The 25,817-nt window shown below is 46.1% G+C and carries 21 protein-coding genes and 1 other annotated feature; of the genes, 13 read left to right on the top strand and 8 right to left on the bottom strand.

Annotated features, from left to right (window positions below; genetic code table 11):
• The first annotated feature begins 9 nt into the window (after nt 1-9).
• Nucleotides 10-711 carry a 5'-methylthioadenosine/adenosylhomocysteine nucleosidase gene (locus HQN90_RS05505; protein ID WP_173216819.1) on the top strand — a complete coding sequence of 234 codons (702 nt, stop codon included), beginning with the start codon at nt 10-12 and terminating at the stop codon, nt 709-711.
• Nucleotides 712-844: 133 nt separating this feature from the next.
• Here the strand turns inward: HQN90_RS05505 and HQN90_RS05510 are convergent, their stop codons facing one another.
• Both HQN90_RS05510 and HQN90_RS05515 read right to left on the bottom strand, forming a co-directional pair.
• Entirely contained in the window at nt 845-2,032 is a 1,188-nt protein-coding gene (locus HQN90_RS05510; RefSeq protein WP_173216820.1) for an acetoin utilization protein AcuC, read from the bottom strand.
• 69 nt (nt 2,033-2,101) lie between these two features.
• The gene (locus tag HQN90_RS05515) at nt 2,102-2,740 is read right to left on the bottom strand and encodes a GNAT family N-acetyltransferase (RefSeq protein ID WP_173216821.1); all 639 of its coding nucleotides are present in this window, start codon (nt 2,738-2,740) and stop codon (nt 2,102-2,104) included.
• 222 nt (nt 2,741-2,962) lie between these two features.
• On the opposite strand from HQN90_RS05515, the gene acsA reads away from it, so the two are divergent.
• Nucleotides 2,963-4,687 (top strand): acetate--CoA ligase, encoded by a 1,725-nt coding sequence (gene acsA, locus HQN90_RS05520; protein WP_173216822.1) that lies wholly within the window; start codon nt 2,963-2,965, stop codon nt 4,685-4,687.
• Nucleotides 4,688-5,393: 706 nt separating this feature from the next.
• On the opposite strand, the gene HQN90_RS05525 is transcribed toward acsA, so the two are convergent.
• A complete protein-coding gene (locus HQN90_RS05525) occupies nt 5,394-8,585 on the bottom strand; it encodes a transglycosylase domain-containing protein (protein ID WP_173216823.1) in 3,192 nt (1,063 codons plus the stop codon).
• Nucleotides 8,586-8,713: 128 nt separating this feature from the next.
• Nucleotides 8,714-8,987, top strand: a binding site (T-box leader).
• Between the two features lie 49 nt (nt 8,988-9,036).
• On the opposite strand from HQN90_RS05525, the gene tyrS reads away from it, so the two are divergent.
• Nucleotides 9,037-10,296 carry a tyrosine--tRNA ligase gene (tyrS, locus tag HQN90_RS05530; RefSeq protein WP_173216824.1) on the top strand — a complete coding sequence of 420 codons (1,260 nt, stop codon included), beginning with the start codon at nt 9,037-9,039 and terminating at the stop codon, nt 10,294-10,296.
• Between the two features lie 288 nt (nt 10,297-10,584).
• Here the strand turns inward: tyrS and rpsD are convergent, their stop codons facing one another.
• A complete protein-coding gene (gene rpsD, locus HQN90_RS05535) occupies nt 10,585-11,184 on the bottom strand; it encodes a 30S ribosomal protein S4 (protein ID WP_079416295.1) in 600 nt (199 codons plus the stop codon).
• A 352-nt stretch (nt 11,185-11,536) separates the two neighbouring features.
• Between rpsD and HQN90_RS05540 the strand changes: the two genes are divergently transcribed.
• The 4 genes from HQN90_RS05540 to HQN90_RS05555 all read left to right on the top strand — a co-directional run bounded on the left by HQN90_RS05540 (nt 11,537) and on the right by HQN90_RS05555 (nt 15,170).
• The gene (locus HQN90_RS05540) at nt 11,537-13,525 is read left to right on the top strand and encodes a sensor domain-containing diguanylate cyclase (RefSeq protein ID WP_246362084.1); all 1,989 of its coding nucleotides are present in this window, start codon (nt 11,537-11,539) and stop codon (nt 13,523-13,525) included.
• Nucleotides 13,526-13,867: 342 nt separating this feature from the next.
• Nucleotides 13,868-14,398: a TVP38/TMEM64 family protein gene (locus HQN90_RS05545; RefSeq protein ID WP_246362086.1), complete on the top strand. Its 531-nt coding sequence runs from the start codon at nt 13,868-13,870 to the stop codon at nt 14,396-14,398.
• 114 nt (nt 14,399-14,512) lie between these two features.
• Nucleotides 14,513-14,761, top strand: coding sequence for an HPr family phosphocarrier protein (locus HQN90_RS05550; protein WP_079416288.1), 249 nt, complete (start codon nt 14,513-14,515; stop codon nt 14,759-14,761).
• A gap of 121 nt (nt 14,762-14,882) precedes the next feature.
• Nucleotides 14,883-15,170: an Fpa/YlaN family protein gene (locus HQN90_RS05555; protein ID WP_079416286.1), complete on the top strand. Its 288-nt coding sequence runs from the start codon at nt 14,883-14,885 to the stop codon at nt 15,168-15,170.
• A 38-nt stretch (nt 15,171-15,208) separates the two neighbouring features.
• Here the strand turns inward: HQN90_RS05555 and cax are convergent, their stop codons facing one another.
• Nucleotides 15,209-16,255, bottom strand: a complete 1,047-nt coding sequence (gene cax, locus HQN90_RS05560) for a calcium/proton exchanger (RefSeq protein WP_173216825.1) — start codon at nt 16,253-16,255, stop codon at nt 15,209-15,211.
• 160 nt (nt 16,256-16,415) lie between these two features.
• On the opposite strand from cax, the gene HQN90_RS05565 reads away from it, so the two are divergent.
• A complete protein-coding gene (locus HQN90_RS05565) occupies nt 16,416-16,793 on the top strand; it encodes an Asp23/Gls24 family envelope stress response protein (RefSeq protein ID WP_173216826.1) in 378 nt (125 codons plus the stop codon).
• Nucleotides 16,794-16,825: 32 nt separating this feature from the next.
• On the opposite strand, the gene ftsW is transcribed toward HQN90_RS05565, so the two are convergent.
• Together ftsW and HQN90_RS05575 are read right to left on the bottom strand one after the other, a co-directional pair.
• Nucleotides 16,826-17,974 carry a putative lipid II flippase FtsW gene (gene ftsW / locus HQN90_RS05570; RefSeq protein ID WP_173216827.1) on the bottom strand — a complete coding sequence of 383 codons (1,149 nt, stop codon included), beginning with the start codon at nt 17,972-17,974 and terminating at the stop codon, nt 16,826-16,828.
• Nucleotides 17,975-17,987: 13 nt separating this feature from the next.
• Complete coding sequence (locus tag HQN90_RS05575; RefSeq protein WP_173216828.1) at nt 17,988-18,335, bottom strand: YugN family protein; 348 nt, start codon at nt 18,333-18,335, stop codon at nt 17,988-17,990.
• A 203-nt stretch (nt 18,336-18,538) separates the two neighbouring features.
• Between HQN90_RS05575 and HQN90_RS05580 the strand changes: the two genes are divergently transcribed.
• The 5 genes from HQN90_RS05580 (at nt 18,539) to HQN90_RS05600 (ending at nt 24,878) form a co-directional block, all read left to right on the top strand.
• On the top strand, nt 18,539-19,708 hold the full coding sequence (locus tag HQN90_RS05580; protein ID WP_173216829.1) for a M20 family metallopeptidase: 1,170 nt from the start codon (nt 18,539-18,541) through the stop codon (nt 19,706-19,708).
• Between the two features lie 63 nt (nt 19,709-19,771).
• Nucleotides 19,772-20,212 carry a CBS domain-containing protein gene (locus HQN90_RS05585; protein WP_173216830.1) on the top strand — a complete coding sequence of 147 codons (441 nt, stop codon included), beginning with the start codon at nt 19,772-19,774 and terminating at the stop codon, nt 20,210-20,212.
• A 150-nt stretch (nt 20,213-20,362) separates the two neighbouring features.
• Nucleotides 20,363-22,471, top strand: a complete 2,109-nt coding sequence (locus HQN90_RS05590) for a PAS domain-containing sensor histidine kinase (RefSeq protein ID WP_173216831.1) — start codon at nt 20,363-20,365, stop codon at nt 22,469-22,471.
• Nucleotides 22,472-22,628: 157 nt separating this feature from the next.
• Nucleotides 22,629-23,777 carry a Gfo/Idh/MocA family protein gene (locus HQN90_RS05595; RefSeq protein WP_173216832.1) on the top strand — a complete coding sequence of 383 codons (1,149 nt, stop codon included), beginning with the start codon at nt 22,629-22,631 and terminating at the stop codon, nt 23,775-23,777.
• Between the two features lie 27 nt (nt 23,778-23,804).
• Complete coding sequence (locus HQN90_RS05600) at nt 23,805-24,878, top strand: Gfo/Idh/MocA family protein (protein WP_173216833.1); 1,074 nt, start codon at nt 23,805-23,807, stop codon at nt 24,876-24,878.
• On the opposite strand, the gene HQN90_RS05605 is transcribed toward HQN90_RS05600, so the two are convergent.
• Nucleotides 24,823-25,749 (bottom strand): LysR family transcriptional regulator, encoded by a 927-nt coding sequence (locus HQN90_RS05605; protein ID WP_173216834.1) that lies wholly within the window; start codon nt 25,747-25,749, stop codon nt 24,823-24,825. The genes HQN90_RS05600 and HQN90_RS05605 overlap by 56 nt on opposite strands.
• Nucleotides 25,750-25,817 lie beyond the last annotated feature (68 nt).

Below are 25,817 nucleotides of genomic sequence, written 5' to 3' on the forward strand. Positions count from 1 at the left end.
GAAAATGAAATGACTTGGACGAAGCTCGCCCTTATCGGCGCAATGAATGAGGAAATTGAACGATTGGTTTCACAGATGAGCGATGTGCGTGAAACGGTTAAAGCGGGGATTACATTTCGAGAAGGCACTTATTTAGGCAAGCAGGCTGTCGTTTGCAAAACAGGGGTAGGGAAAGTAAATGCGGCTGTGACGACGCAGATTCTGATTGATAGCTTTCAGGTAGAAGCCATTATTTTTACAGGTGTTGCGGGAGCGTTGGACCCTGAACTGAATATAGGGGATCTTGTTATTTCCAGCGAATGCATGCAGCATGATATGGATGTGACGGCGCTTGGATTTCCTCGCGGAATTATTCCCTATGAAGCCAAATCTGTATTTGAAGCCGATGCTAAGCTGGTTGAGCTAGCCGTTGCTTCAGGTGAGAAGCTGTTTGCGGGCAAGGTCAAAAAGGGGAGAGTGCTTTCCGGCGATCAGTTCATTGCCAGTCGAGAGGCCGTGGCAAGCCTTCATCAAGAGCTTGGCGGTGTTTGTGTTGAAATGGAAGGAGCTTCCGTGGCTCAAGTGTGCTCAATGAATGCCGTTCCTTACGTAGTGCTGCGCTCGATGTCCGACAAGGCTGATGGCTCTGCACATGTGAACTTTGCGGAGTTCACGGTTTTGGCTTCGGAGAATTCGTATAAAATGGTTGAGGAAATTGTAAAAAGCTTATAAAATTACAGATCAAGATTACGAATAAAAAATTACGAATAAAAAATGATAAATAATAAATAAAATATGATAAATAAAAATTACAAATCAAAAAGCTCAGTAATCGCCGAACGGCTGTTTACTGAGCTTTTTGATTTTATTTCAAGTAGAGCATGGACAGTTCTTTGGTATGTCGATTCTTCTCGGCAATCGCTTGGCGCCTCGGAATCGGCGCCCAAGTCTCGACAGGGTCCAGCCATGTATCGGCTAGCTGGACTGGGCTCTTGCTCTGCCAGGCGTCCAGCCACGCCTGCGGGAGCGCCAGCTGAGGCTGAGCCTCTAACTGGTCCAAGACTGCCTGCTCGCTCATCACGAGCCAGAGCAGGCTCCAGGCCCGCGGTACGACGCGCCAGATGTCGTACCCGCCGCCCCCGAGCGCCACCCAGCGCCCTGCGCACCATTGGTGCGCAAGTTGGTGGATCAGCTCGGGCATAGCCTTGTACACGCGCATGGAGCAATGCACATGCGCGAGCGGGTCCAACGCATGGGCGTCGCATCCATGCTGCGAGATAATGATGTCCGGCTGGAAGCGGGCAATCGTCTCGGTGAGGACCTCGCTGAAGCATTCCAGCCAGGAGTCATCCTCGGTGTAGGGCTCCACCGGAACGTTAATACTTGTACCGAACGCTTCGCCTTCGCCGCGTTCGTTCACAGCCCCAGTGCCGGGGAACAGAAATTTCCCCGTCTCATGAATGGACAGCGTGCATACCTGGGGATCGGTGTAGAAGCCCCACTGCACACCATCCCCATGATGCACGTCCGTATCGACGTACAGCACCTTCGCGCCGTACGTCTCTTTGGCATGCGCAATCGCCGCAGAGGCGTCGTTGTAGACGCAGAAGCCGGCACCCTTGCTTTGCAGCGCATGGTGCAAGCCGCCGCCCAGGTGGAGGGCGTGCGGGGCTTTGCCTGACATCACCAGATCGACTGCGGTAATGGAACCGCCTACAACCTTGGCTGTGATGTCATGCATCCCAGCAAAGTAAGGCGTATCGTCGGTATCCAGCCCGAAGCGGGTGGCTTCTCGGACCCAACGGTCCTCCGGCACGGAGCAGCTAAGTGCTTTCACAGCTTCCATATAAGCTTGGGAGTGGACCCTTAAAAGCTCGTTATCCGTGGCCGAGCGTGGCTTCCGAAGTGCGCTGTCAGGCAGGGCGCCTGACTTGCGCAGCAAATCAACCGTCATCGTCAGACGGTCTTGATTGAACGGATGGTTCTCATTAAATTTATAGTGAATTTCTTCCTCATCATAAATAAAGACTGGACCAGCTGCACCCTTGTTCATATCCCAAGTTCCCCCGAATTGGCTAACAATCTTGCTTGAAGCCCTAGAAATCTCTTGATCGTTCAGAAACTAATACATAAATCGCTGTTGAAAACGAATGCGATCGAACTGCTCTGCCGAAGAAATCGGCACCTGCTTGCCAATTCGCACCATCAGGCAGTTAGCCGGATGCGAGCAAATCTCTGGATCGTCTGTTGCGAACCAGATCATGTCGACGCTCTTCATTAATTTCTCCATCATTTGACGATATTCCCATACCGTTAGCTTGCTTGTTTCCAAATCCCAGTGCCAGTAGTACTCGGTGGTGAAACAGATGACATTCTCCATTTGATCTCCCGCAAAGGCAAGGCGAATCATCTTTTTACCCAAGCCAACCGCACGATAGTCGTCAGCGACTTCAATAGCCCCTAATTCAATTAGATCCTGCATATGACCTTGTGACCAGCGCTCAATTTCATCGGGATAATGGAAGGTGACGTAGCCTACGATTGTAGAAGCATCCCTTGCAATTATTATACGTCCTTCCGGTAATTGTGCGATCTCAATTAAGGCTTCCAGCTGCTCTTTGGGTCTGCGAAATGCGTCCAATTTGTTATGCATGGTTAGACCCTGCAAATGTTCAGCTGAAACGGGGCCTTCAATGATAATCTCTGGTTGATCAGGAGCGGCTTGCAAGCTGTGTGAGTGATAGATTTTGATATGCTGCATAACTTTAGCTCTCCTTTTGAAAAACAGCATGATGGAAGTATCCTTTTCCCTTAGGTCATAGTATTCTTATACCAAATTTTGCATGGGATTAAAAGCCGAATTTTTACGTATGCGAATAATTCCCAGTATGATATAATAGAATATGTCAAAAATCGATCACATTTTGCTCAAATACATCAGTAAAATGAAAGCGGTTTATAAGATGAGGAGGGTTTTACGTACATGGATCAAATGAAAGTTGAACTCATTGAAGCGGTATCCCCTAACCCAAACATGAAAAATTACGAACAAACACATGCAGCATTTGACTGGAAAGACATCGAGAAAAGTTTTTCGTGGTATGAAACAGGGAAAGTGAACATGGCCTATGAAGCGATTGACCGCCATGCTGAATCATCCAAAAAGGACAAAATCGCGCTTTATTACAGCGATAATGTTAGAGAAGAAGCGATTACCTTTGGTCAGATGAAAGAGAAGTCTAACCAATTCGGCAATGTGCTGCGTGGTCTTGGTATTGGGAAAGGCGAGCGTGTTTTTATTTTCATGCCGCGTACTCCTGAACTTTATTATGCCTTGCTTGGTACGCTTAAAGTTGGAGCCGTTGTGGGTCCTTTGTTCGAAGCTTTTATGGAAACAGCGGTGAGAGACCGCTTGGAAGATAGTGAAGCTGTAGCTATTATTACTACGCCAAGCTTGCTTTCCCGTGTACCTTATGATGAACTTCCTCATCTGAAACATGTCATTGTTGTAGGCGAAGATGTTCAGCTTGCTGAAGGTCAAGTGGATTTCTACAAGGAAATGGCAAAAGCATCAACGGAATTAGACATCGAGTGGTTGGATCGGGAAGATGGATTGATTATCCACTACACCTCCGGATCAACAGGTAAGCCTAAGGGTGTCTTTCACGTACAGAACGCAATGATTCAACATTATTATACAGGCCAAGTTGTATTGGATCTTCAAGAGGATGATATTTACTGGTGCACAGCCGATCCAGGTTGGGTAACAGGAACCTCTTACGGTATCTTTGCTCCATGGTTGAACGGCGCGACGAATGTGATTCGTGGCGGACGTTTTAGCCCGCAAGATTGGTACAGCACGCTGCAGAAGTATAAAGTTACCGTTTGGTATAGTGCTCCGACTGCTTTCCGTATGTTGATGGGTGCCGGTGATGATGTCGTTTCTGGTTACGATCTATCCTCACTGCGTCATGTGCTCAGTGTAGGTGAGCCGTTAAACCCGGAAGTTGTTCGTTGGGGACTCAAAGTGTACAACCAGCGTATTCATGATACATGGTGGATGACGGAGACAGGCGGACAGTTGATTTGCAACTACCCGTCGATGACGATTAAGCCAGGATCTATGGGCCGTCCGATTCCAGGTGTGGAAGCCGCGATTATTGATGATGCAGGCAATGTCTTGCCTCCTAACCGCATGGGGAACCTTGCGATCAAAACACCATGGCCATCCATGATGCGTAAAATTTGGAACAATCCTGCCAAATACGAGGAATACTTCCGTTTGACAGGCTGGTATGTTTCCGGTGATTCGGCTTATCAGGATGAAGAGGGTTATTTCTGGTTCCAAGGCCGAGTGGATGATGTTATCAACACGGCTGGCGAGCGGGTAGGTCCTTTTGAAGTGGAAAGCAAGCTTGTTGAGCATCCTGCTGTTGCAGAGGCAGGTGTAATCGGTAAACCTGACCCGATGCGGGGAGAGATTATTAAAGCTTTTATCGCTCTGCGTGAAGGCTTTACGCCATCGGATGAACTAAAGGCCGATATTTCTAAATTCGTTAAAGAAGGGCTGTCAGCTCATGCAGCGCCTCGTGAAATTGAATTTAAAGACAAGCTGCCCAAAACACGCAGCGGTAAAATTATGCGCCGTGTGCTGAAAGCTTGGGAGCTCAATTTGCCAACAGGCGACTTATCAACGATTGAAGACTAAATAGAGGATGAAAGCTTTCTTTGCGCCGGGATTGTTGGTGTGAGGGAAGCTTTTTTTTTTGAATAGCGCGCCTAGCCAAGCTAGGGACCGTCAGGATGGTTTTCCCAGGTTTTATTCTTATAGAAAGTATGAACTTTCAGGAGAGGACTGCGGAGTTACCTCGTTTTAAATGTGCGCAAATGAATGGAAAGCAGGGGCATCCTCCTTGGAAAGAGAAGGAATGGAGTGAAAAGCTGGTTTTTTCATTGGATTAATTCCAATGTAAGTTACTTTGAAGATCTTTAAGGACGGTTTCATTGGAGAAACTACAATGTTTAACCTAAAAAGCAGGGAGTTGGAGGTTTTAAGAGTATTTTCATTGGATTATTTCCAGTACAAGCAGGCAATCAGACCTTTACTGGCTGGATTCATTGTACAAATTCCAATAGAGAAGAATAAATAACTTCTTCCGAAACGTATGAGTAATAAAATTCCGCCCCATACAACGCTTTTATGTTTGATAACCGACGGCTGATCTCCAGCTGAAGATACAGATCAACTCTAATCGGAGGAAGTCTGTGTACGATTGGAAAAGATGAGGAGCTGCATGATCTGCTATACTGCTGCAAGTCTGTTGTATCCGCGTGCGGTATGAAAAGCACAGCAAGAGTCCTCTTTTCTTGCATGAAAAAAAAGAAGATCCGGGTGAGCGGATCTTCTTTCTTTTTTAATTATTAAATGCAATAGCAGCAGACGGTTTGGACTCTCCAGCATCATTCACAGCTGTTACTTTGTAATAACCGTTGTAGGCCGCTGCGTAGTAATGGAATTCGGTCGCATTATCCACAGAACCGAGCTTCGAAAAGGTTCCTTTTTCTTTGTCGCTGAAATAAACATTGTATTTCTTCACTTTGTCTTTGGCAGCATTCGCTTTCCAGGTTAGTGCAATACCTGCTCCGTCTTCTTTAGCTTTAAGGCCTGATGGTGCAGCAGGCAGATCTTTGGCTGACGGACTCGGACTCGTGGTATTGCCGTTGCCAGTACCAGTGCCAGTGCCAGTGCCAGTGCCTCCGTTATTCTCACCTGTTCCACCATTAGGCGTACCCGTAGGAGGAGGGGTTGAGCCTGGAATTTCGTTTCCGTCCAGAGGAGGCACGAATAAGGAATCTATGGAGCTTCCATCGGTAAAGGAAGAACGGCTGGCTGGCGATTCTTTGCCAGCAACGTCGACTGCTGTCACATAATATCCAACCAAGCTTGAAGCGGAGACATGGTCTACGAATTTCGTTTCTTCTCCGGCCATGACCACTTTGCCGCCCATGAGCTGGAATTTGCCACGGTTATCTGATCGGTAAAGGCGATAACCGACCAAGTCAGGGTTAGTGTTAGCTGCAAATGTAATGGTCGCAGTATCTCCGGACTTCGTCGTGACGACATTCGTTGGAGCCGGTGGCTCTTTGCCGTCGTCAACCCGTGGGTCGAGCTCTGATGGCGCATCGTCGTCGTAGTCTGTAGGCTTGTAGTTGTCAATCGATTTTCTGCTTTTCTCTGGAAGCTTGTTCATCGCATCTTGAACTTCTTTCAACAGTTGACTGATTGATTTCTGCCGTTTGATGACGGTTTTCTCTTGGACGAAATCTGCTGGCGTTGTGTCTTGCGCCATGTAATTTAGACCATTATAGGAGCTGATCTTCATTTTGACCATCACATTGTCAACTTCCGTTGGGACGAACTTCTTGTTGAAAATGTCGGTAACTTGATGGTCTGAACCGGATGTTAACTCGCTTGGCAGTTTCCCTGATAAGCTGGATACCGTTGCTGAGACAATGCCGTCCGGTTTGGCAAATGTTTTGGTTGGGAAGAGCTCTGGCTTCTGCTCAATCGTCCTGTTCATAATCAGCGCCCATACATCTTTGGCGTGATACGTTTGATGCGCTTGCGTTGATTTCGTCGACGATGACAATTTATTAATCGGTTGATCGTAACCAATCCACACACCTACTGTGATGTCTGGGGTGAATCCCATGAACCAAGCATCGGCATCGTCTTGTGTTGAACCTGTTTTGCCGGAAATCTCGATTTTGCCATAAGATTTATAATTTTTCATGAGGTCAGTCGCCGTACCTTGGCTAATGACCGTTTTCATCATATCCGTAATCAGATAAGCGCTTTGTGGTGAGTAGACTTGTGTAGGCTTCTGATCATGGCTATAAATGATTTTCCCATTGGAATCTTTGATTTCACGAATCATAAAGGTTTCATTATAGGCGCCTTTATTTGGAATGGATGCATACGCGCCAGTTAATTCTCTGACAGACGTACCGCGGCTAAGTCCGCCGATAACGCCGGTCTGAGCGTAATAATCTTCCTTTTGAATCGAAGTGATGCCCAGCTTCTTGGCGAAATCCCAAGCGTCATTGATCCCGACTTTATTCAGGAAGATATCGATAGCTGGGATATTATAGGATTGGTTTAACGCTTTTCTAGCGGTCATGAGACCATGGAACTTGTGGTCCCAGTTTTCCGGTAGATGGAAGCCTTTGACGCCATCCTTGAGAATAATCGGAATATCATCAACGATACTGGCCGGTTGAATGGCACCTTTTTCTAAAGCAGGGATATAGGCAGCGATCGGCTTCATAGTGGAACCTGGCTGTCTGAATGCCTGTGTGGCATGATTGAGCTGTTCATCAAAGAAATTGCGCCCCTCAATCATCCCTTTGATAGCCCCTGATTTGGAGTCGATCATAATGGCGCCAACTTGCTCGATACCGCCTTTTTTCTCGTCGGTAGGCGCGAAGTTTTTCTCGTTCGCAGCAATTTCGTGCATCGAATCATAAATGGTCTTGTCGATGGTTGTATAGATTTGATAACCGCCGCGCAAGAGCTGCGTATGTATGCCTTTTAATGCTTCATTATAAGCGGCTTGATTCTTCTTAGGATCAAGTTCAGGCTTCTGGATTTTCAACAAAATTTCGGCGGCTTCCTGCTCGGTTTCGATCATCAGATACGGATAAGTCGTATAGGCTTTTTGAGCGGCAGGGGCCATTGATGTTTTGAGATCAAACTTCAGGGCCTCTTGATACTGTTCATTCGTAATTTTCTTTTCTTCGAGCATCCGTTTTAATACTAATTGTTCACGTGTAACGGCTTTTTTGTAACCATCTTCATCGAATTCAGGCTTGCTCGTAAAGGCGGAGTACTGCGATGGCGATTGCGGCAATCCAGCCAAATAAGCGGCTTGCGCGACATTCAATTTGTCTAAGTCGTCGATGTTGAACAGTCCCTTGGCAGCGGCCTTGATACCGTAGAGGTTGTAGCCCGTAGCCCCGTTACCATAAGGAATTTTGTTCAAATAGGCGAGGAGAATTTCATCCTTGGACATCAGACGTTCCATCCGCAAGGCCAGCAGTAATTCTCTTGCTTTCCGGCCATCATCTCGGTCTAGCGTAAGAAATACCCGTCTGGCAAGCTGCTGTGTAATCGTGCTGCCGCCGGTTTGAACTTCTTCGTTCAGCAGTTTCTGTGTTACAGCCCGGTAAAGACCGCGGAAATCGATCCCGTGATGGGATTTGAAATCTTTGTCTTCAATGGACAATACCGCATCGAGCACGACTTGGGGAATATCATTGAGCTGCGCAAGGCGCCGATCTTCCTCTGTACGCAATTGGCCAATAGGAGTATCGTCGTTGAAATAAGCGAAGCCTGTTACGGCGTTTTCCTGTATCTGCTGACGAATGGATTCTTCGGAGCGTACAGGATCTTTTTTAACCAAGGCACTTACATATCCGAATGCGGCGGACCCACCCAATATTCCTGCCAAAAAAGCGCTGATGAGGGTCCATTTGAGAGTAATCCAAGTGACTTTGAATGTTGTTCTCACCCAAGGTCGATTCCATTTCGCGAAAAAATTGCGCATAAGTTCCAATATCCTCCTTACATGAACGCTAATAGTATACCATAATTGCACCTATTGCGGTAATGGTGATGCAAGAAACGACGACAGCATCGTTTGACAATAACAGCGGTCCTATGTTATAAATTGAAACAAATGCATGGATGGATCAGCAGTAGGTAGCTTGTGGATGCTTTCAGAGAGCCGGTGGAGGGTGCGAACCGGTACCTGCAGGTTAGTGAATTACGGTCTTGAGCAGTGAATGGGAACCTGCAGCCAATTGGAACTGCACTAGTAGTATTTGCCGACTAAACCCCGTTACAGGTTCTTGAGTGAAAATAGTGAGCCGTAGAACTTATTTATAGTTGTACGTAACTGCTGTTTTAATTAGGGTGGTACCGCGAGTCAAGTCTTCTCGTCCCTTGTGGATAAGAAGGCTTTTTTGTATTTTCTATGAAAAAGGAGACGATTGAACATGACAATTTTGAAGGATTTGGAGTTTCGTGGACTGCTTCACCAAATAACGGACCGTGAGGGCTTGGACAAAAAGCTAAGCGAAGAGCGGGTAGTGCTTTATTGCGGATTTGACCCCACAGCGGACAGTTTGCATATTGGGAGTTTATTGCCGATTTTAACATTGAGACGCTTTCAGCAAGCTGGACATATTCCGCTTGCACTCGTTGGCGGCGGTACAGGTCTTATCGGTGATCCTAGCGGCAAAGCCAATGAAAGAACGCTGAATGGACCGGAAACCGTAGTCGCATGGTCACAAAGCATCAAGGAACAGCTTTCCCGTTTTCTCAATTTCTCAACGGAGATCGAGAACAGCGCTGAGCTTGTCAACAACTATGATTGGCTGGGTTCGCTGAATGTCATTGAATTTTTACGGGATGTGGGCAAAAACTTCACGGTTAATTACATGCTGGCCAAGGATTCTGTGGATTCACGCATTACGAAAGGCATTTCATTCACGGAATTTAGCTACATGATTTTGCAATCTTACGACTTTTTGAAATTGAATGAAACGAAAAATTGCTCCTTGCAGATTGGCGGAAGCGATCAATGGGGCAACATCACAGCCGGACTCGAGCTTATTGGTAAAACAACGGATCAGCGTGCTTACGGAGTAACCTTGCCGCTTGTGACGAAGAGCGATGGTCAAAAGTTCGGGAAAACCGAAGGTGGCGCGATCTGGCTGGATGCCAGCAAAACGTCGCCGTACCAGTTCTATCAGTTCTGGTTAGGCACTGCGGATAGCGATGTGATTCGTTTCCTGAAATACTTCACTTTCCTCTCGCATGAAGAGATCGAACGGTTGGAAGAAGAAGTGAAATCGCAGCCTGAGAAAAGAGAAGCGCAGAAGCAGCTTGCCCGTGAGGTAACCGAGCTGGTACATGGGGGAGAAGCGTTGGAAAGTGCTTTGAACATCACGGCAGCTTTATTCAGCGGCAACATTCAAGATCTTTCCCGCCAAGAGATTGAAGAGGCCTTTAAGGATGTTCCTTCCACAACGCTGGAGCAAGACGACATCGCGCTGATAGATCTGCTAATCGCCGTTGGAGCTGCGCCGTCCAAGCGTCAAGCACGCCAGGATATTGAAAGCGGCGCTGTGACGGTTAACGGTGTCAAGGTGACTTCCCTTGAAGCGGTGGCCAATGATCTTGGCAAACTGGGAGAAGCTTACCTTGTCGTTCGCCGCGGCAAAAAGAACTACTACCTAGTACAGTTCGCTTAGGTAGGATAGAAGGAGTCTTTAGGACTCTTATTCCATGCGAATATCACCTTGTAACGCAAATAGCAGCTCTCAAAGGCTCTTATTCCTTTGAGAAGCTGCTATTTCTTGCTATTTACAATAGTTAGGAGTCCTTTGGGACTCTTATTTTGCGTGGAAACCCACTTTTATCGCAAATAGAAGCTCCTAAAGACTCTTATGCCATTGTGAAACTGGGTAAGGCTGAGGGGAATGAAAAAAGAGGACTGTCTCCAAGTAGATAAATCTACTTGAGGACAGCCCTCAGCTTTATTAACGGCTGTAGAACTCGACGATTTGTTTCTCGTCAATTTCTTGTGGAAGCTCGGAACGTTCTGGCAAACGGATGTACTTGCCTTCTACGCTTGCGTCGTTGAACTCAAGGTATGTTGGCAGGTAGTTACGGTTAGCAAGAGCTTCTTTCACTGCGGAAAGACCTTTGCTTCTTTCGCGAAGAGCGATTACGTCACCCGTAGATACGATGTAAGAAGCGATGTCTACTTTTTTGCCGTTCACAGTTACGTGACCGTGAGCAACTAATTGACGTGCGCCTGCACGGGAGTTGGAAAGACCAAGACGGTAAACCAAGTTGTCCAAACGGCTTTCAAGCAAGATCATGAAGTTCTCACCGGAAATACCTTTAAGTTTGGAAGCTTTGTCGAACAAGTTGCGGAATTGCTTCTCGTTCAAGCCGTACATGTGACGAAGTTTTTGTTTTTCATTTAATTGAACGCCGTAACCGCTCATTTTTTTACGTTGTCCTGGGCCGTGTTGACCTGGAGGGAATGGGCGTTTCATGTCTTTTCCGTTACCGCTCAAGGAAATACCAACGCGGCGGCTTAGTTTGAATTTAGGTCCTGTATAACGTGACATTTAGGAAAAACTCCTTCTTTTTAACAAATAGTTTAGTAGATAGCAGCTAAATGTTAGGGTGAAGACAAGTGCCTGGTTTTGCTTACGAATCATAATGTGATTCCCTGACAAGAGTAGTTCAGCCGCTGTCTTGGCAGGAGCAAAAGCAGTGAGGGTGATCACAAATGGCATTCACCGAAATCATGTTGTTACTCGACTTCTAATTTTATTAAAAACAAGAGCATGTGTCAAGTCTCAATCCTTTGCGGCTCTTTGAAAAAATCGTGCAATCAGGAAAGAAAAATAGTATGATATATGAGGTAACATTTAGCCTGAGTCAATAGGACTACAGTTTGTTAGTGAAGGAGAGCCTATGAGTGAATCACTTCGTAGTATGAAACAACATAGTCGCGCAGAGCACTTCGAAGAGTTTCTTCGGCAAGGACTTGTTCTTTCTAGCAACTTTTCCTATGGGGAAATCAATTCCCAACAATTAATCTATGATGCTTCGGCGTATTGGATTCATCAGTTTGGACAAGCGATGCTGCCGCAACAAACCGCACTGCTATGGGTTCATACAGACTTAAGCGTGATCAATTCCTGCTCGCTGAACGTCTCTTTTATGGATCATGTTTTGGCGGCCGGTGTTTCCTGGAGCTGCGCAGAGCGGGGCGATAATTCACTGTCGCGTTGCGCGGAATACCCTACTTTACAGATAATGACAAGCAATGAAATGAACATGGCAAGCTTCAAAAGTGTTCTTTCGGCCGCGGTTCCGGTGTGGGGTGCGGAAGGCAAGCTCGTTGCCTATCTAGGACTATTTTCCCAGTCGGGAATACAATCTGACGAAATTGTCGAGCTGTTGTATGCGCTTGCGATTTCTTTCCAAAGCTCTGTGCAAAGTGTCGAAGACCGCCGGAAATATGATCATTTATTTATGCAGCACCAGCAAAGAGAGCTTGAATTTAAAAAGCATGACATTTTATTTGAAGCTTCCAAGAAGCTGCATGCCAAAATTGACGTCGATTCTGTTCTGACAGAAGTGATTGAATGTATATATCGGTTTTATCCTAATATTCAAGTAGATCTTTTACTATCGCAAGATAATGATTCAAATAATTTGTACGTGAAGCCATTAAATTTTCAAAGTGCTGAGGACGATATTCGTACGCGTGCTTTTATGGAAGGGCAAGTCATTTTTGAGCCGACTTCCGATGCCCAAGGCGCAAGCACAGGCAATGTCGCGGCTCCGCTGTCGGGCAAGCAGGGCGTCTACGGTGTGCTCTACATGAAGTCTGAGCATGAATTGATTCATGCTTCGGACTTGCAATTCATTTCGCTGCTAGCGGATACAGCGGGTTCGGCGTTCGAGAATGCCAAGCTGTACGAGCAATCGAATTTGATGATTAATGAGCTTCGGCTGATTAATGAAATTACGAAGCAGTTGAATCAAAGCCTGCGGCTTAATGAGATCTTCAATTCGGCGTCGAGCGAGATCTTGAGTATTTTCGGCGCGGATTACAGCTGCATTCTGCAAACGGATAAGGACAGCGAAAGGTTGATTGTGCAAGCGACCAATTTGCCATCGATGTTCCATGAGGCGATCAGTTTGAATCAAGGCTTCTCGGGCCTTATTTACAACACCAAAGAGCCGGTTATTATTTCTGATTACATGCTGAACACCAAAATGAATTCCAAACTGATGCAGTTGACGAATTCCCGCTCACTTATCGGCTCGCCGATCCTTGCGAACGGACAAGTAGAGGGTGTTATACTAGTCGTACACAGCCAGCCTAACTTCTTTTCCTATGATAATTACAAATTGCTGCAGGTTCTCTGCGGACATATTGGTCTTGCCATGACGAATGCTTCGCTGCATGCTGAAGTGAGACGTATGGTCATTACGGACAATTTGACCGGTCTCTATGTTCGGCACTATTTGGACGAACAGGCTAACTTATTGCAGAAGAAAGATTTCTGCGGCTCCCTTATTGTGGTAGACATTGACAATTTCAAGCGCATCAACGATACGCATGGCCATCAGGTAGGCGACAAAATCTTGATTCAAGTTAGCCAGATAATCAAAACGAGTATCAGAGACAGCGATATCGCAGCACGTTGGGGCGGTGAGGAGTTGGCTGTTTATCTTCCGCAAGTGGCCAAGGACCAAACCATTCGAATCGCAGAGCGCATCCGTGTTCGCGTTATGGAAGAAACGAATCCGCAAGTAACCGTTTCCTGCGGCGTTTCCGATTGGAACTGGGAAGAAGATAAGATCAGTGTTGAATCGTTGTTCTACCGCGCCGATATGGCGCTCTATCAAGCCAAAAACAATGGACGTAACCAGATCCAAATCGGATAGCCTAATCAAAAGCACTTGTCTCATGGAGTTGGAAACAACTTTCCTCGGACAGGTGCTTTTATTTATGTCATAAAAAAATGTCAGAATGGAGAAACTGTCAATGGAAAGGAAATAATATCCCTATTTTTCTCTTCCTGAACCACCGGTAACATGTTACAATGGTTTGGTCTAAGGGAGGATGGTCGAATTTTGTCGGTGTTAAATAGAAAGCGCATACTACCTATTTTAGTTCTTTTGATTTTGCTCAGTGGCTTGATTTATTTTTTCTTCTATAACCCTATAGGCATCAAGCTTACTCACAGTAATATGCGACAGTTATCTGATCATTTAAGAGATCTTGGTATGCCTGGTAAAATTATTGGAATGGCTTTAGTCTTTTTTCAAACGTTTTTTCCGTTCATTCCGTTTGTTCTGGTTGCAGGGACGAATGTTGCTATTTTTGGAATCAAGGTAGGATTCCTTGTGAATTACGTGATGTCCTGCCTAGGAGCAATCGCGTCGTTTTACTTCGCCCGTTATTATGGACATGCTTGGGTGGAGAAGAAGTTGGAACGGTTCCCATTAGTTCAGCAATTTAGTTTGCGCATGGAAAGACGAGGCTTTCTTTTTGTGTTTCTAGGCCGGTTAATCCCAGTCTTGCCTTCCTCGGCGATTAATTTTGCTGCTGGGCTGACAAGAATGAAGTTTAGACATTTTCTATTAGGCACCTTGCTAGGGAAGCTGCCAATTGTTTTTTTGGAGTCGATGATTGCGCATGATTTATTTCATTTTCACAAGTATAAAGGGAGACTTCTTTTATTGCTTGGAATTTTCGTCGCGTTGATTATTATTGGCAATGGTGTGAAGAAAGCACTTTCAGCGAAGACGAAGTAAACGCTCTTTCTGGAGATTGCAGGAAATTTTCTAGTTGCGCTTAGTCACCCTTCCAAGTTATCATATAGAAAGCAAGGCGACCAACTCATACGCAAATAAATGGAGGAATGCAATATGCCAAGTGCTAATAACGCTGCAATTGTTGAAATTTCACAAACCGCTAATAAATTCAGATCCTCAATTGTTCTTCAATACGATAATAAGTATATCGACGTGAAAAGTATTCTGGGATTGTTCACGACTTTGCTTAGCTCAAGCAAGTACGATTTGCATGTTCATGGTCCTGACGAAGCAGAAGCGAAAATTGCGATGGCAGAAGTATTTGCTAAGCATGAACTGGGCGTAAACGTTGTAGAAGGCTAATTTATTAACAAAGAAGGTACTCTCAGAATCTCTGAGGGTACCTTCTCTTGTATATTGGAGCAATTTCGCTTAATATAGATCATATAAGGACGGATGACTATGTGTATAGGGGGAAGTGGGAATGTCTTCATCTGATCTATTGCTGGACATGAATCAAAAGGCGCTTAATCTTCTTCAGGAAGATGCAGATAAAATCGAGAAGCTGATCGAAGTGCAGATGGAGAATTTGACGACTCGTCAATGCCCACTGTATGAAGAGGTACTAGATACGCAAATGTACGGACTTTCGAGAGAAATTGATTTTGCCATTCGAGCGGGACTTATTGCCGAACAGCCTGGCAAACAAATTCTCAACAAGCTAGAACGTAACCTTGCCCAGCTATATGAAGCGCTAAATAACAAAAAGTAACCCTCTCTGGGGTTACTTTTTTTGTGGACTTGCTGAGGTTAGACAAGGAAGAATACGACGCCTAGGATAATATAGACGACAAGAAGCAGGAGACCCTCATACCAATTCGTTGAGCCGTCCTGGGTGATGGACTTGGTAATGAAGACCGCGACTCCAATAGCAGCCAGCTCATAGGTTGTGAAGACGATGTTCATCGGTGTCCCGCCCATGAAGAAGCTGGCGATGACGAGGACAGGTGCAACGAATAAGGCGATTTGCAGGGAGCTTCCAATGGCAATTTCGACGGCTGCACCCATTTTATTTTTCATTGCCATCATTACCGCAGCACTATGTTCCGCAGCATTACCGATAATTGCGATGAGGAAGGCGCCGACGAACAATTCAGAGAGACCGAATTTGTGCGTTACTTCTTCGAGCGTACCGACCATCCACTCACTGGAGAAAGCAACCATGACTGTCGCCAAGACGAGGAACAGAATGGATGTTGACTTGGACCATAGAGCCTCGCCGTGTTCGACGGCTGCATCGGAAAGCACATCCTTGTGGGTGACCATGGAAAACAGGAGCCAAAGCAGGTAGGCAGCTATGAGCAAGATCGCAACAATCAAGCTCATTGAGGATGTTTCTTTGGTTGTTAATCCACCGGCAAATATCGCTGGAATGAACAAGGCGATGACACCCAGAATCATTAAAGAAGAGTTATGGGAGGCCAGTTTCACGTTAAACGATTGTTCTTTAAATTTTAAACCGCCGGCGAAAATGCTCAGCCCCAGAACGAGCAGCAGATTCCCGATGATGGAGCCGGTTAAGCTGGCTTTGACGACCTCGAACATGCCGTCTTTGACCAAGAAGATCGCAATGATGAGCTCGGCTGCGTTGCCGAAAGTCGCATTCAGGAATCCACCCATGCGGTCGCCAGCATAATGCGCGACACTTTCCGTCGCTTTGCCAAGAAACCCGGCCACGAAAATAACGGCGATAGCCGAGATGACAAACTGTAAGGTTGCGTTTAAATGCGTGTAATGGGCTACTGCGCTCAAGATGAAAGCGAGAATTAAACCTACATAGAACAATTTTCCTTTCAATGCAAACCCTCCGACTTATTCATTTATTGGTACTTTTTGACTTCTTATAATATACCCACTTTGTCTAGTAATGTAAATTCGATTTGTTCGACAGCATTTCTTGCTTTCATCTTTTGAACTTATTACAATAGATTCATACCAAGTTTAGGGAGTGATCCGTATGTCCGAAGACAATCAAACCGGTTTAATTCGTATTTCTGATGATGTAGTATCGACTATCGCAGGTCTTGCGGCTCTGGAGACAGCAGGCATAGCAGGCATGTCAGGAGGCATCTCGGAAGGCTTAGCCAAGCGTCTGAGTGGGAAGAATGTGCAACGAGGCGTCTCTGTTGAAGTTGGACAAGTGGAGGCTGCCATCGATCTACGCGTTATCGTCAATTACGGTTCCCGTATTCAGGATGTATGCAGAGATCTCCAAGAGAACGTGCGAGAAGCTGTTGAGAATATGACGGGGCTAACGGTAGTTGAAGTCAACGTGAAGGTGGAAGGCGTTGCGTTCAAAGAAGAAGATATCGATGATCCACTTCGCGTAAAATAGAAAAAAGACCCAATCGAATGATTGCTCATCGATTAGGGTCTTTTTTTGGTGGGAGGTGCTTCTTTGTGCGTATGTTCACGCGAGATGCTCAGTAGGATTCCCATGCTTATGAGAGAGACCATCATAGACGAGCCCCCTGCGGATATGAAAGGCAAGGTTACACCCGTAAGTGGAATGGTTCCTGTTACGCCGCCGATATTAATAAAGGCTTGAAACGAGAACATCACCATAATGCCTACCCCCGTGAGCATGCCGAACATATCGGGACTGCGAACCGCTACGAGAATACCTCGCCAAATGAAAATAACGAAGACAAGAATGAATAACGTACTTCCAATGAAACCAAATTCTTCGCCGATGGTGGCAAAAATAAAATCGTTATGGGCTTCAGGCAAGTAGTGCAGCTTCTGGATACCTTGTCCGAATCCTGCGCCTGTTAAGCCGCCGTGCCCGAATGCAAATAAAGATTGCACAACTTGATGACCGGCACCTTGGGGATCGGCAAAGGGATCCATAAACGAGGTAATACGGCTTATCCGATAGTTTTTGGATTCCGCTCCGCCACTGAGCAAGAAAAGTGAAACACCTATCGCGGCTAAGGCCGTAAAGCTTGTCCCAAGCAAGAAGATGTGCTTTAAATTAGAGCCCCCGACCATAATGACAATCGCTGAGCAAACGAAGAGTATCATGCACGAGCCAAGATCCGGCTGCATCATAATCAGGAAACAGACAAAGCCAACAACAATCAATGCCGGGAGCAGTCCCTTTTTGAAGTTGCGGAACTTCTCGTCTTTATTGCTGATCATCGAAGCCAAGTACATGACAACAATTAATTTGGCGAACTCTGTTGGTTGGATCCCAAATCTGCCAAGTGTGTACCAACTGCTGGCCCCTTTTGTTGCGCTGGTGAATATAACGAAGATCAGAGCTACTACAACCAAGAAAAAGGCAGGTATGACCAATTTCTTAAACTTGGTGTAATGGATATTCATGCAGATGAGCATTCCAATTGATCCCATGCCGACTGCAATTAACTGCTTCTTTGTGAAATACCAAGTATCACCAAAGTACGCATCTGTCATCGAGCTTGCGCTGAATACCATGGCGAGTCCGAAACAAACGAGGACAAAGGTTAAAAAAAGCAGCAGAAAATCCGGCGTTCCTCTTCGAGGGGGATTCATGCTGAACCCTCGCCTAGTCTGCCAGTAATTGCTGCAGCTGCGCTAATTTTTGATTGGAAATTTTCAATACAGAATCCGGCACTGGGGAATTGTAGTCCAAGCCATGCGGGAATGTTTCTCTTCCTATGTAAGCTTCTTCCAAGAACAGGATAGCATAAGGAGATTCCAGCTTGCCGCTTTCCACACGTGCGTTTACGCGTAAGAAATACACGGATTGCGTTGCTTTATCTTCCATTTTAAAGTCATAAGTAGCACGTGTGTATTCCCACTGCCAACGCACAAAACCTAGTTTGGTCGTTACTTCATCCAGGTGAGCCAAGTCGCTTTTTAAGCCTTTTAAGCCAGTTGCTTCAATAATCACGTTAACGCCTCCATATTGTACGTATGCATTCTTTATTCATGATAGTATGTTTCCCATGGTTCTGCAAGTCGATAAGCACGTCTAATTTCTAATATTTGATGGCACTTTAGAGATGAAACCAAGCCTTTATTTTGGTAGAATAGGTTCAAAGACACCACAAAAGTGTAAAGATGAGAAACAAGGATGGGCGGAGGAGTTTCCTAATGAATGATTTTCAAGCAGGCTTGCAAGCGATTTATGACGAAATGGTTGCCTGGAGGCGCTACTTACATCAAAACCCGGAGCTCTCGTTCCATGAATATCGTACGGCTGAATTTATAGCGAATCACCTGCTTAGTTGGGATATAGAAGTTCGTCAAGGCGTAGGCGGCAATGGCGTTGTCGGTTTGCTTCGTGGAAGCAAGGAAGGCAGGACGGTAGCATTGCGGGCAGACATTGATGCCTTGCCTATTCAAGATGAGAAGAACTGCGAGTATTCTTCCCTCAAGAGCGGAATCATGCACGCGTGCGGACATGATGCACACACCTCTACGCTGCTAGGCATTGCCAAAGTGGCCAGTCAGCTTCGCGATCAGCTCAAGGGGAACTTGGTTTTCCTGTTCCAGCATGCCGAAGAAATTACGCCTGGCGGTGCGGATGCCATGATCAAGGATGGCGCCTTGGAAGGCGTAGACGCAGTATTTGGTGTTCATCTCTGGACGCCATTCCAAGTAGGTCATGTTTATAGCAAGGGCGGGCCTCTCATGGCTGCTCCGGATGAGTTCACCATCCACATTCAAGGCAAAGGCGGACATGGCGGTTTGCCGCATCAAACGATCGACAGCATTTATGTCGCTTCGCAATTGGTCGTTAATTTGCAATCCATTGTCAGCCGACAAGTGGATCCCATAGAGCCTTGTGTGGTCAGCATAGGCTCTTTCCATGGGGGAACAAGCTTCAATGTCATTGCAGAAACAAGTGTGCTTAGCGGCACGGTCCGAACATTCAATGCGGAGCTCAGAGCGGATGTGAAGCAGCGTGTTGAACGCATCGTAGCCTCTACTTGCGATATGCATCAAGCAACGTATCAGTTGGATTATAAGCTAGGTTATCCCACTGTGGTGAACGACGAAAAGGAAGCAGAACGGTTCTTCAGCGTCGGGCAATCCTTGTTCGGCGAAGAAGCGGTGCATGAATCTCCCCTTATTATGGCCGGTGAAGACTTCTCCTATTATTTGCACCACCGACCGGGCTGTTACATGTTTGTGGGAGCCGGTAATGTGGAGGATGGAATTATTCATCCGCATCACCATCCGAAATTTGATATTGACGAGAAATCCATGCTGCATGCAGCCAATTTATTGATTGGGATGGCTTTGGATTATATGGCATGAATGCCGCCTCCCCTTTGGAGAATGATAAGAGGTGTACGTTAACTCCAAGGAGGGATAGTGGCTATGTCAGGGAAAACAGTGAAAGACATCATGAGTACAGATTGCGTAACGGTTACGCTGCAGGATAATGTCTATGAGATTGCGGTAAAAATGAAGCAGCATGACATTGGATTTGTCGCCGTAGTTGATGGCAAAAAGCTAATTGGTGTTGTGACTGACCGTGATCTTGTCGTACGCGGCTACGCAGAGAAGAAGTCAGGCTCTACTGCTGTGGATGATGTGATTACGAAAGACATGGCGACCATTACGCCAAGCACTTCGATTGAAGAGGCCGCGAAAATAATGGCGAAGCAACAAATTCGCCGCTTGCCGGTCGTAGAAAATGGAGAGCTTGTTGGCATAGTCGCAATTGGAGATTTGGCTGTGCGAGGAAAGTTCGAGGATGAGGCAGGAGAGGCGCTTAGTCGCATTTCTTCCGACAAAACATTCGTTGGCAGCAAGTAAATCGTCCTTATTGGTTCATGAGAAAGCGGCTCTTTTCCATCGTGGAAGGGGCTGCTTTTTTATTGAAAATTCTGAAATCGATCTTTACTCCAGATAAGCCTATAGGAGATAATGAAAGCGTATAACTGTAGAGGTGGCTTACATCGTAAAATGGCAAATGAGAAAGAAAGCACGATGATAGGTGTAATTATCCTAGACGACCGTTGGCATTATACGTATGTAAATGAATATGCTGCAGCTCTCTTAGGGCGATGTTCTGCTGACTTAGTAGGTAAGGTGATCTGGGCTGAATTTCCTCTAGCTATGCGCTATGCTTGTTACGAACAGTTCCATAAATCTTTTCAACATAACACGGAAGTTTACTTCGATGAATACATACAATCGATCAACCAGTGGTTTCAGGTCAGTGCTTATCCATTTGAAGGCCATTTGCATATTAGATTGCACAAACAAATCTCCATGGAAATGAGTTTTCTACAGGAACGTACGGCTAAAATGTATATCGAACATGCACAGGATATCATCACGTTGACAACGAGAGACGGTATATTTCGATACGTCTCTCCTGCGATCCAGCGATTGCTTGGGTTTGAGGTTGATGAAATTCTAGGTATTCATATTTTCGCCTATTGTCACCCGGAAGACATAGAAGCGCTTAGAGGAAGCTTCATGGAAGAAGATGGGTTATTTCTCAATAACGATCAAGGCATCATGACCTGCCGGTTTCTTCACAAGAATGGTTGGTATGTTTGGTTTGAGATGAATTATAAATGGATGCTCAGTGAAGAGGGCGAGCGAAGTCAAAAGTTATGCATTTGGCGGGATATTACGGAACGCAAGCTTGTCGAGGAGCGATTCGTGCAGGCTCAGCGACTGGGTCAATTCGGCAGCTTCGAACGTGAATTAACGAAAAATTATATACTATGGTCGGATGAAATCTATCGTATTCATGGTCTTGCGCCTCAAGAGCAGATGAATCTGAGAGATGCGATCCAATTGATTGTGCCTGAGGATCGAGAGAAAGTCGGGCTGGCTCTTGAAAAGGCTGTTCGCCAAGGGAAAGTCGAGGTTGAGTATCGAATTACTCGTGCGGACGGTGAGCTGCGTTACATTAAGACGCAGATTGAGCGTTCTAGAACTGATAGCAATCGGCTCATCGTTCGTGGACTTATGCACGATATTACGGGGCATAAGCTCATTGAAGAGGAACTCAAAAAAAGCAAAGCGAACCTTCAAATCTCGCAAGAGATCGCAGGCCTTGGACATTATAGCTGGGATGTTATTCGCAATGAGCTGCAGTGGTCTGATGAATTGTTTACCTTACTCCATATCCAGCGTGATTCTTATACAAGTCAAATGGATCTTTTCATTCATATCGTTCATTCGGACGATATTCTCAAGGTGAAGGAAGCGTTGCGAGAAGCGCTGCAAGAGGGTTCGCTTGATATGACAGTCAGGATTATTGTGGATGGGGGCATCCGTACGATTCATACAATGGCCAAGACAACCTATGACGAATGGGGTAGGCCTCTGCGTGTATTCGGAACTGTTCAGGACATTACACTTCAGAAGCAGACGGAAGAACTGCTTCGACGGACAGAGAAATTGAATGTTGCCGGCCAATTAGCGGCAGGTATTGCGCATGAGATAAGGAATCCGCTTACAGCGCTTAAAGGCTTTGCAAAACTGATGTGTCATGCTAATGAAGAGAGTAAGCTGCGTTATTTTCAAATCATGCAGGAAGAATTTAATCGTATTGAATTGATTCTTGGGGAACTGCTCATCTTAGCCAAGCCACAAGTGTTAGCCTATCAACTGCATGATGTGATAGCAATTCTTCGTGAAGTGATTGAACTGCTCAATACCGAGGCCATTATCAGTAACGTCATCATTGATCTGACTTATGAACCCGATCTTCCATTGGTAAGAAGTGAGAGCAGTCAATTAAAGCAAGTGTTTATCAATGTCATCAAAAATGCGATAGAAGCAATGCCGACTGGCGGGAATTTGCGCATTATCGTTCGCAAAACGGCGAACCATGTAGCCTTCTTTTTTGAAGATCAAGGTCAGGGAATTTCAGAGGAACGGCTGCCGCGCATAGGGGAACCCTTTTATACAACCAAAGAGAAAGGCACGGGACTGGGGATGATGGTCAGCTTTGCGATTATTGATGAGCATCAGGGCCATATCGCGTATCAAAGCAAGCTTGGCGTGGGGACAACGGTGCATATTCAACTGCCGGCATCTGTGGAAGGGTAAATTCGCGGTAGCAGTCAATTTCAGTCATAGGACTTCTGCAACTGTCAAAGTTCGCAATAAGGTGGTCAATCTGAGACAAGATGCATGCTTATAAATATGCTACATTGGTAACGTGTTCAATGATTCCGAATCTGACAGGAAAAAGGTGACGTACAGGATGAACAAAGTAAGGATTGGTATTATTGGTCTTGGCAACATGGGAACCGGACATGCCAAATATTTGATCAACAACGAAGTGAAGGGCGCTGAGCTAACGGCTATTTGTGAGTTCAGAGCGGACCGTTTGGAATGGGCGAAAGAAAACCTTGGCGAAGGTGTCCAATTATTTGACAATCTCGATACGTTTCTTGCTTCGGGAACCATTGACGGTGTTTTGATCGCAACGCCTCATTATGATCACCCAGAAGTAGCTGCTAAAGCTTTCAAAGCGGGACTTCATGTCTTGTGTGAGAAGCCTGCGGGCGTTTACACGAAACAAGTTCGTCAAATGAACGAGGCTGCGCAAGCTTCCGGTAAAGTATTCAGCATGATGTACAATCAACGTACAAATCCTTTATATAAAAAGTTGAAGGACCTAGTTTCTTCAGGTGAGCTTGGTGAAATCCGCAGAACGAACTGGATTATTACAAACTGGTATAGATCCCAAAGCTACTACGATTCAGGCGGTTGGCGTGCAACTTGGGCTGGTGAAGGCGGCGGCGTTCTGATCAATCAGGATCCGCACCAATTGGACTTGTGGCAGTGGACGATTGATATGATGCCTAAACGCGTTCGTGCATTCTGCTATTTCGGCAAACATCGCAACATCGAAGTTGAGGACGATGTAACCGCATTCGTTGAATATGAGAATGGCGCAACGGGCTTATTCGTAACGACAACTGGTGAAGCTCCAGGAACGAACCGATTCGAATTGTCAGGCGACCGCGGGAAAATTGTGATCGAAGATGGCAAATTGACCTTCTGGCGCTTGCGTGTGTCCGAAAGAGAATTCAATGAAACCTTCAAAGGTGGATTTGGACAACCGGAATGCTGGAAGTGCGAGATTCCGATTGAAGGGCAAGAAACCGGCCACAAGGGCATTACGCAAAACTTTGTTGATGCAATTCTTCATGGGACTCCGCTGGTTGCTCCAGGCGAAGAAGGAATCAAAGGCTTGATGTTGTCCAATGCGATGCTATTGTCAACATGGACAGACAACTGGGTTGATCTGCCGATTGATGAAGAGCTCTTCGAGCAGCACTTGCAAGACAAGATCAAAAACTCCAAAGTCAACAAAGAAGCGGGCTTTAAAACGTTGGATGTTTAATATAAGCCGTTGGAGGAATGATTGGATATGCAAAAAAGCGATGGCATGAATTACGCGCCAAAAGGAAAACCGAACATTGTCGTTCAAAAAGGGGAGTTCGTCTTCGCGGCGATTGCTTTGGACCATGGTCATATCTACGGGATGTGCAATGGGCTTCAAGAAGCGGGAGCTGAGCTGAAGTGGGTGTATGACCAGGATCCTGCGAAAGTACAGGCTTTCATTGAGAGATATCCGCATGTCAAAGCTGCGGCGTCGGAGCAGGAGATTTTCGATGATGCAGAGGTTAAGCTCATCGCTTCGGCTGCTGTTCCTTCAGAACGCGGAGCCTTGGGAATTAGAGCCATGGAGCACGGCAAGGATTACTTCACGGATAAAACACCATTCACTACGCTGGAGCAGCTTGCTGCTGCTAAAGCTAAGGTGGAAGAAACGGGTCGCAAGTATGCCGTTTACTTCAGTGAGCGCCTTCATGTGGAGAGTGCCGTTTTTGCAGGCCAGCTGATTGAAGAGGGAGCCATTGGCCGTGTCGTTCAAGTCATTGGTCTTGGACCACATCGGTTGGGAGCAGCAGGTCGTCCGGATTGGTTTTTCAAGAAGGACAAATACGGTGGTATTCTCTGTGATATCGGCAGTCATCAAATCGAGCAGTTTTTGTTCTATGCCGGCTGTAAGGATGCTACGATTGCAAGCAGCAAAGTAGCGAACTATCATGCGAAGGACTATCCAGAGCTTGAGGATTTCGGAGATGCAACGCTAATTGGAGACAATGGGGCGACGAACTATTTCCGAGTTGATTGGTTAACACCAACTGGTCTAGGGACTTGGGGAGACGGACGGACACTGATTCTTGGAACCGAAGGGTACATTGAGCTTCGCAAGTATATTGACATTGCACGCGATCCGCAGGGAGATCAGTTATATCTCGTCAACCAGCAAGGGGAAAAGCACTACAGCCTGCATGGGCAAGTAGGCTTTCCATTCTTTGGTCAATTGATTTTGGATTGTCTCCACGGAACCGAGCACGCGATGACTCAGGCTCATACGTTCAAAGCGGCAGAGCTCTGCTTGCTTGCTCAAGAGAAAGCCGTTCGTGTGGAGTAGGGTGACACATAGATTGGATAAATGCTTTCATCGGCATAGATAATTGCCTTTTGGTATGATAGCACAGCTGCACTTGCAGCTTGAAATTCGGGTAGTCTAGCGGCAAAATCGCTAGCTGCCCATTTTGCGTTTCAGCGGCAACGGTCGTTATGGGCAGCAAAGTAATGCCTAATCCATGCATCGCGCATTTTTTCACTGTTTCATAATTATTGATTTCATAACTTAAGGTATATTGAATGTGATGGTTGCGCAGAAATTTCTCAAATAGATTACGGCAGCGGCTGCCCGTCTTGGACATGAGAATTTCGCTGCCATTTAAATCCTCGGGAACGATATAGGGCTGATCTGCTAAAGGATGATCCGGCGAGGCGATAATAACAAATTCCTCTTCCTGGACCTTCTCGAAAACCAAATCCGGATCCTTAATTTCCCGATCCACGATAAACCCCAGATCGCATTCTCCTGCCTTAAGGGCGCGGTAAATATCATTCTCAGGCACTTCATGGATGCTGATTGTAATTTGTGGATAGCGCCGTTTGAAGGCTCCCAAATAAGGCGGCAGCATATACGAGCATAACGTTGTCTCGTGGGTGCCGATACTGAAGCTCCCCGTCGTTTGACCTGCAACCGTAATTTTCGACTCTTCGACCAATTTGACGAGCTTCGCCGCATATCTCAGCAGAATATCCCCAGCAGGAGTAGGTCTCATCTTTTTCCCGATACGTTCAAAAATTTCGATGCCGTATTCCGCTTCCAGCTTTTGGACCTGGGAGGTTACACTAGATTGCGCGTAGCCCAAGCTTTCGCCGGCTTTCGTGAAATTCTGCCATTTGGCAACTTCCAATGCCGTTTTGTATAAGGTCAGATCCAATCTGTCCACCCTCCCTCAACTATCATTTTTTTCGATGGATACGATCATTTATTATAGATAACTCTGGT

It is taken from the genome of Paenibacillus alba (assembly GCF_013204855.1).
GTDB lineage: Bacteria > Bacillota > Bacilli > Paenibacillales > NBRC-103111 > Paenibacillus_E > Paenibacillus_E alba.

What these genes read in the sequence shown, in the direction of transcription:
- HQN90_RS05510 (WP_173216820.1), bottom strand. Translation starts at nt 2,032, where the DNA reads ATGAACAAGGGTGCAGCTGGTCCAGTCTTTATTTATGATGAGGAAGAA.
- HQN90_RS05595 (WP_173216832.1), top strand. Translation starts at nt 22,629, where the DNA reads ATGAACAAAGTAAGGATTGGTATTATTGGTCTTGGCAACATGGGAACC.
- HQN90_RS05525 (WP_173216823.1), bottom strand. Translation starts at nt 8,585, where the DNA reads ATGCGCAATTTTTTCGCGAAATGGAATCGACCTTGGGTGAGAACAACA.
- HQN90_RS05600 (WP_173216833.1), top strand. Translation starts at nt 23,805, where the DNA reads ATGCAAAAAAGCGATGGCATGAATTACGCGCCAAAAGGAAAACCGAAC.
- HQN90_RS05565 (WP_173216826.1), top strand. Translation starts at nt 16,416, where the DNA reads ATGTCCGAAGACAATCAAACCGGTTTAATTCGTATTTCTGATGATGTA.
- acsA (WP_173216822.1), top strand. Translation starts at nt 2,963, where the DNA reads ATGGATCAAATGAAAGTTGAACTCATTGAAGCGGTATCCCCTAACCCA.
- HQN90_RS05505 (WP_173216819.1), top strand. Translation starts at nt 10, where the DNA reads ATGACTTGGACGAAGCTCGCCCTTATCGGCGCAATGAATGAGGAAATT.
- HQN90_RS05515 (WP_173216821.1), bottom strand. Translation starts at nt 2,740, where the DNA reads ATGCAGCATATCAAAATCTATCACTCACACAGCTTGCAAGCCGCTCCT.
- HQN90_RS05550 (WP_079416288.1), top strand. Translation starts at nt 14,513, where the DNA reads ATGCCAAGTGCTAATAACGCTGCAATTGTTGAAATTTCACAAACCGCT.
- HQN90_RS05555 (WP_079416286.1), top strand. Translation starts at nt 14,883, where the DNA reads ATGTCTTCATCTGATCTATTGCTGGACATGAATCAAAAGGCGCTTAAT.
- HQN90_RS05585 (WP_173216830.1), top strand. Translation starts at nt 19,772, where the DNA reads ATGTCAGGGAAAACAGTGAAAGACATCATGAGTACAGATTGCGTAACG.
- HQN90_RS05590 (WP_173216831.1), top strand. Translation starts at nt 20,363, where the DNA reads ATGGCAAATGAGAAAGAAAGCACGATGATAGGTGTAATTATCCTAGAC.
- HQN90_RS05540 (WP_246362084.1), top strand. Translation starts at nt 11,537, where the DNA reads ATGAGTGAATCACTTCGTAGTATGAAACAACATAGTCGCGCAGAGCAC.
- tyrS (WP_173216824.1), top strand. Translation starts at nt 9,037, where the DNA reads ATGACAATTTTGAAGGATTTGGAGTTTCGTGGACTGCTTCACCAAATA.
- rpsD (WP_079416295.1), bottom strand. Translation starts at nt 11,184, where the DNA reads ATGTCACGTTATACAGGACCTAAATTCAAACTAAGCCGCCGCGTTGGT.
- HQN90_RS05545 (WP_246362086.1), top strand. Translation starts at nt 13,868, where the DNA reads ATGCCTGGTAAAATTATTGGAATGGCTTTAGTCTTTTTTCAAACGTTT.
- ftsW (WP_173216827.1), bottom strand. Translation starts at nt 17,974, where the DNA reads ATGAATCCCCCTCGAAGAGGAACGCCGGATTTTCTGCTGCTTTTTTTA.
- HQN90_RS05580 (WP_173216829.1), top strand. Translation starts at nt 18,539, where the DNA reads ATGAATGATTTTCAAGCAGGCTTGCAAGCGATTTATGACGAAATGGTT.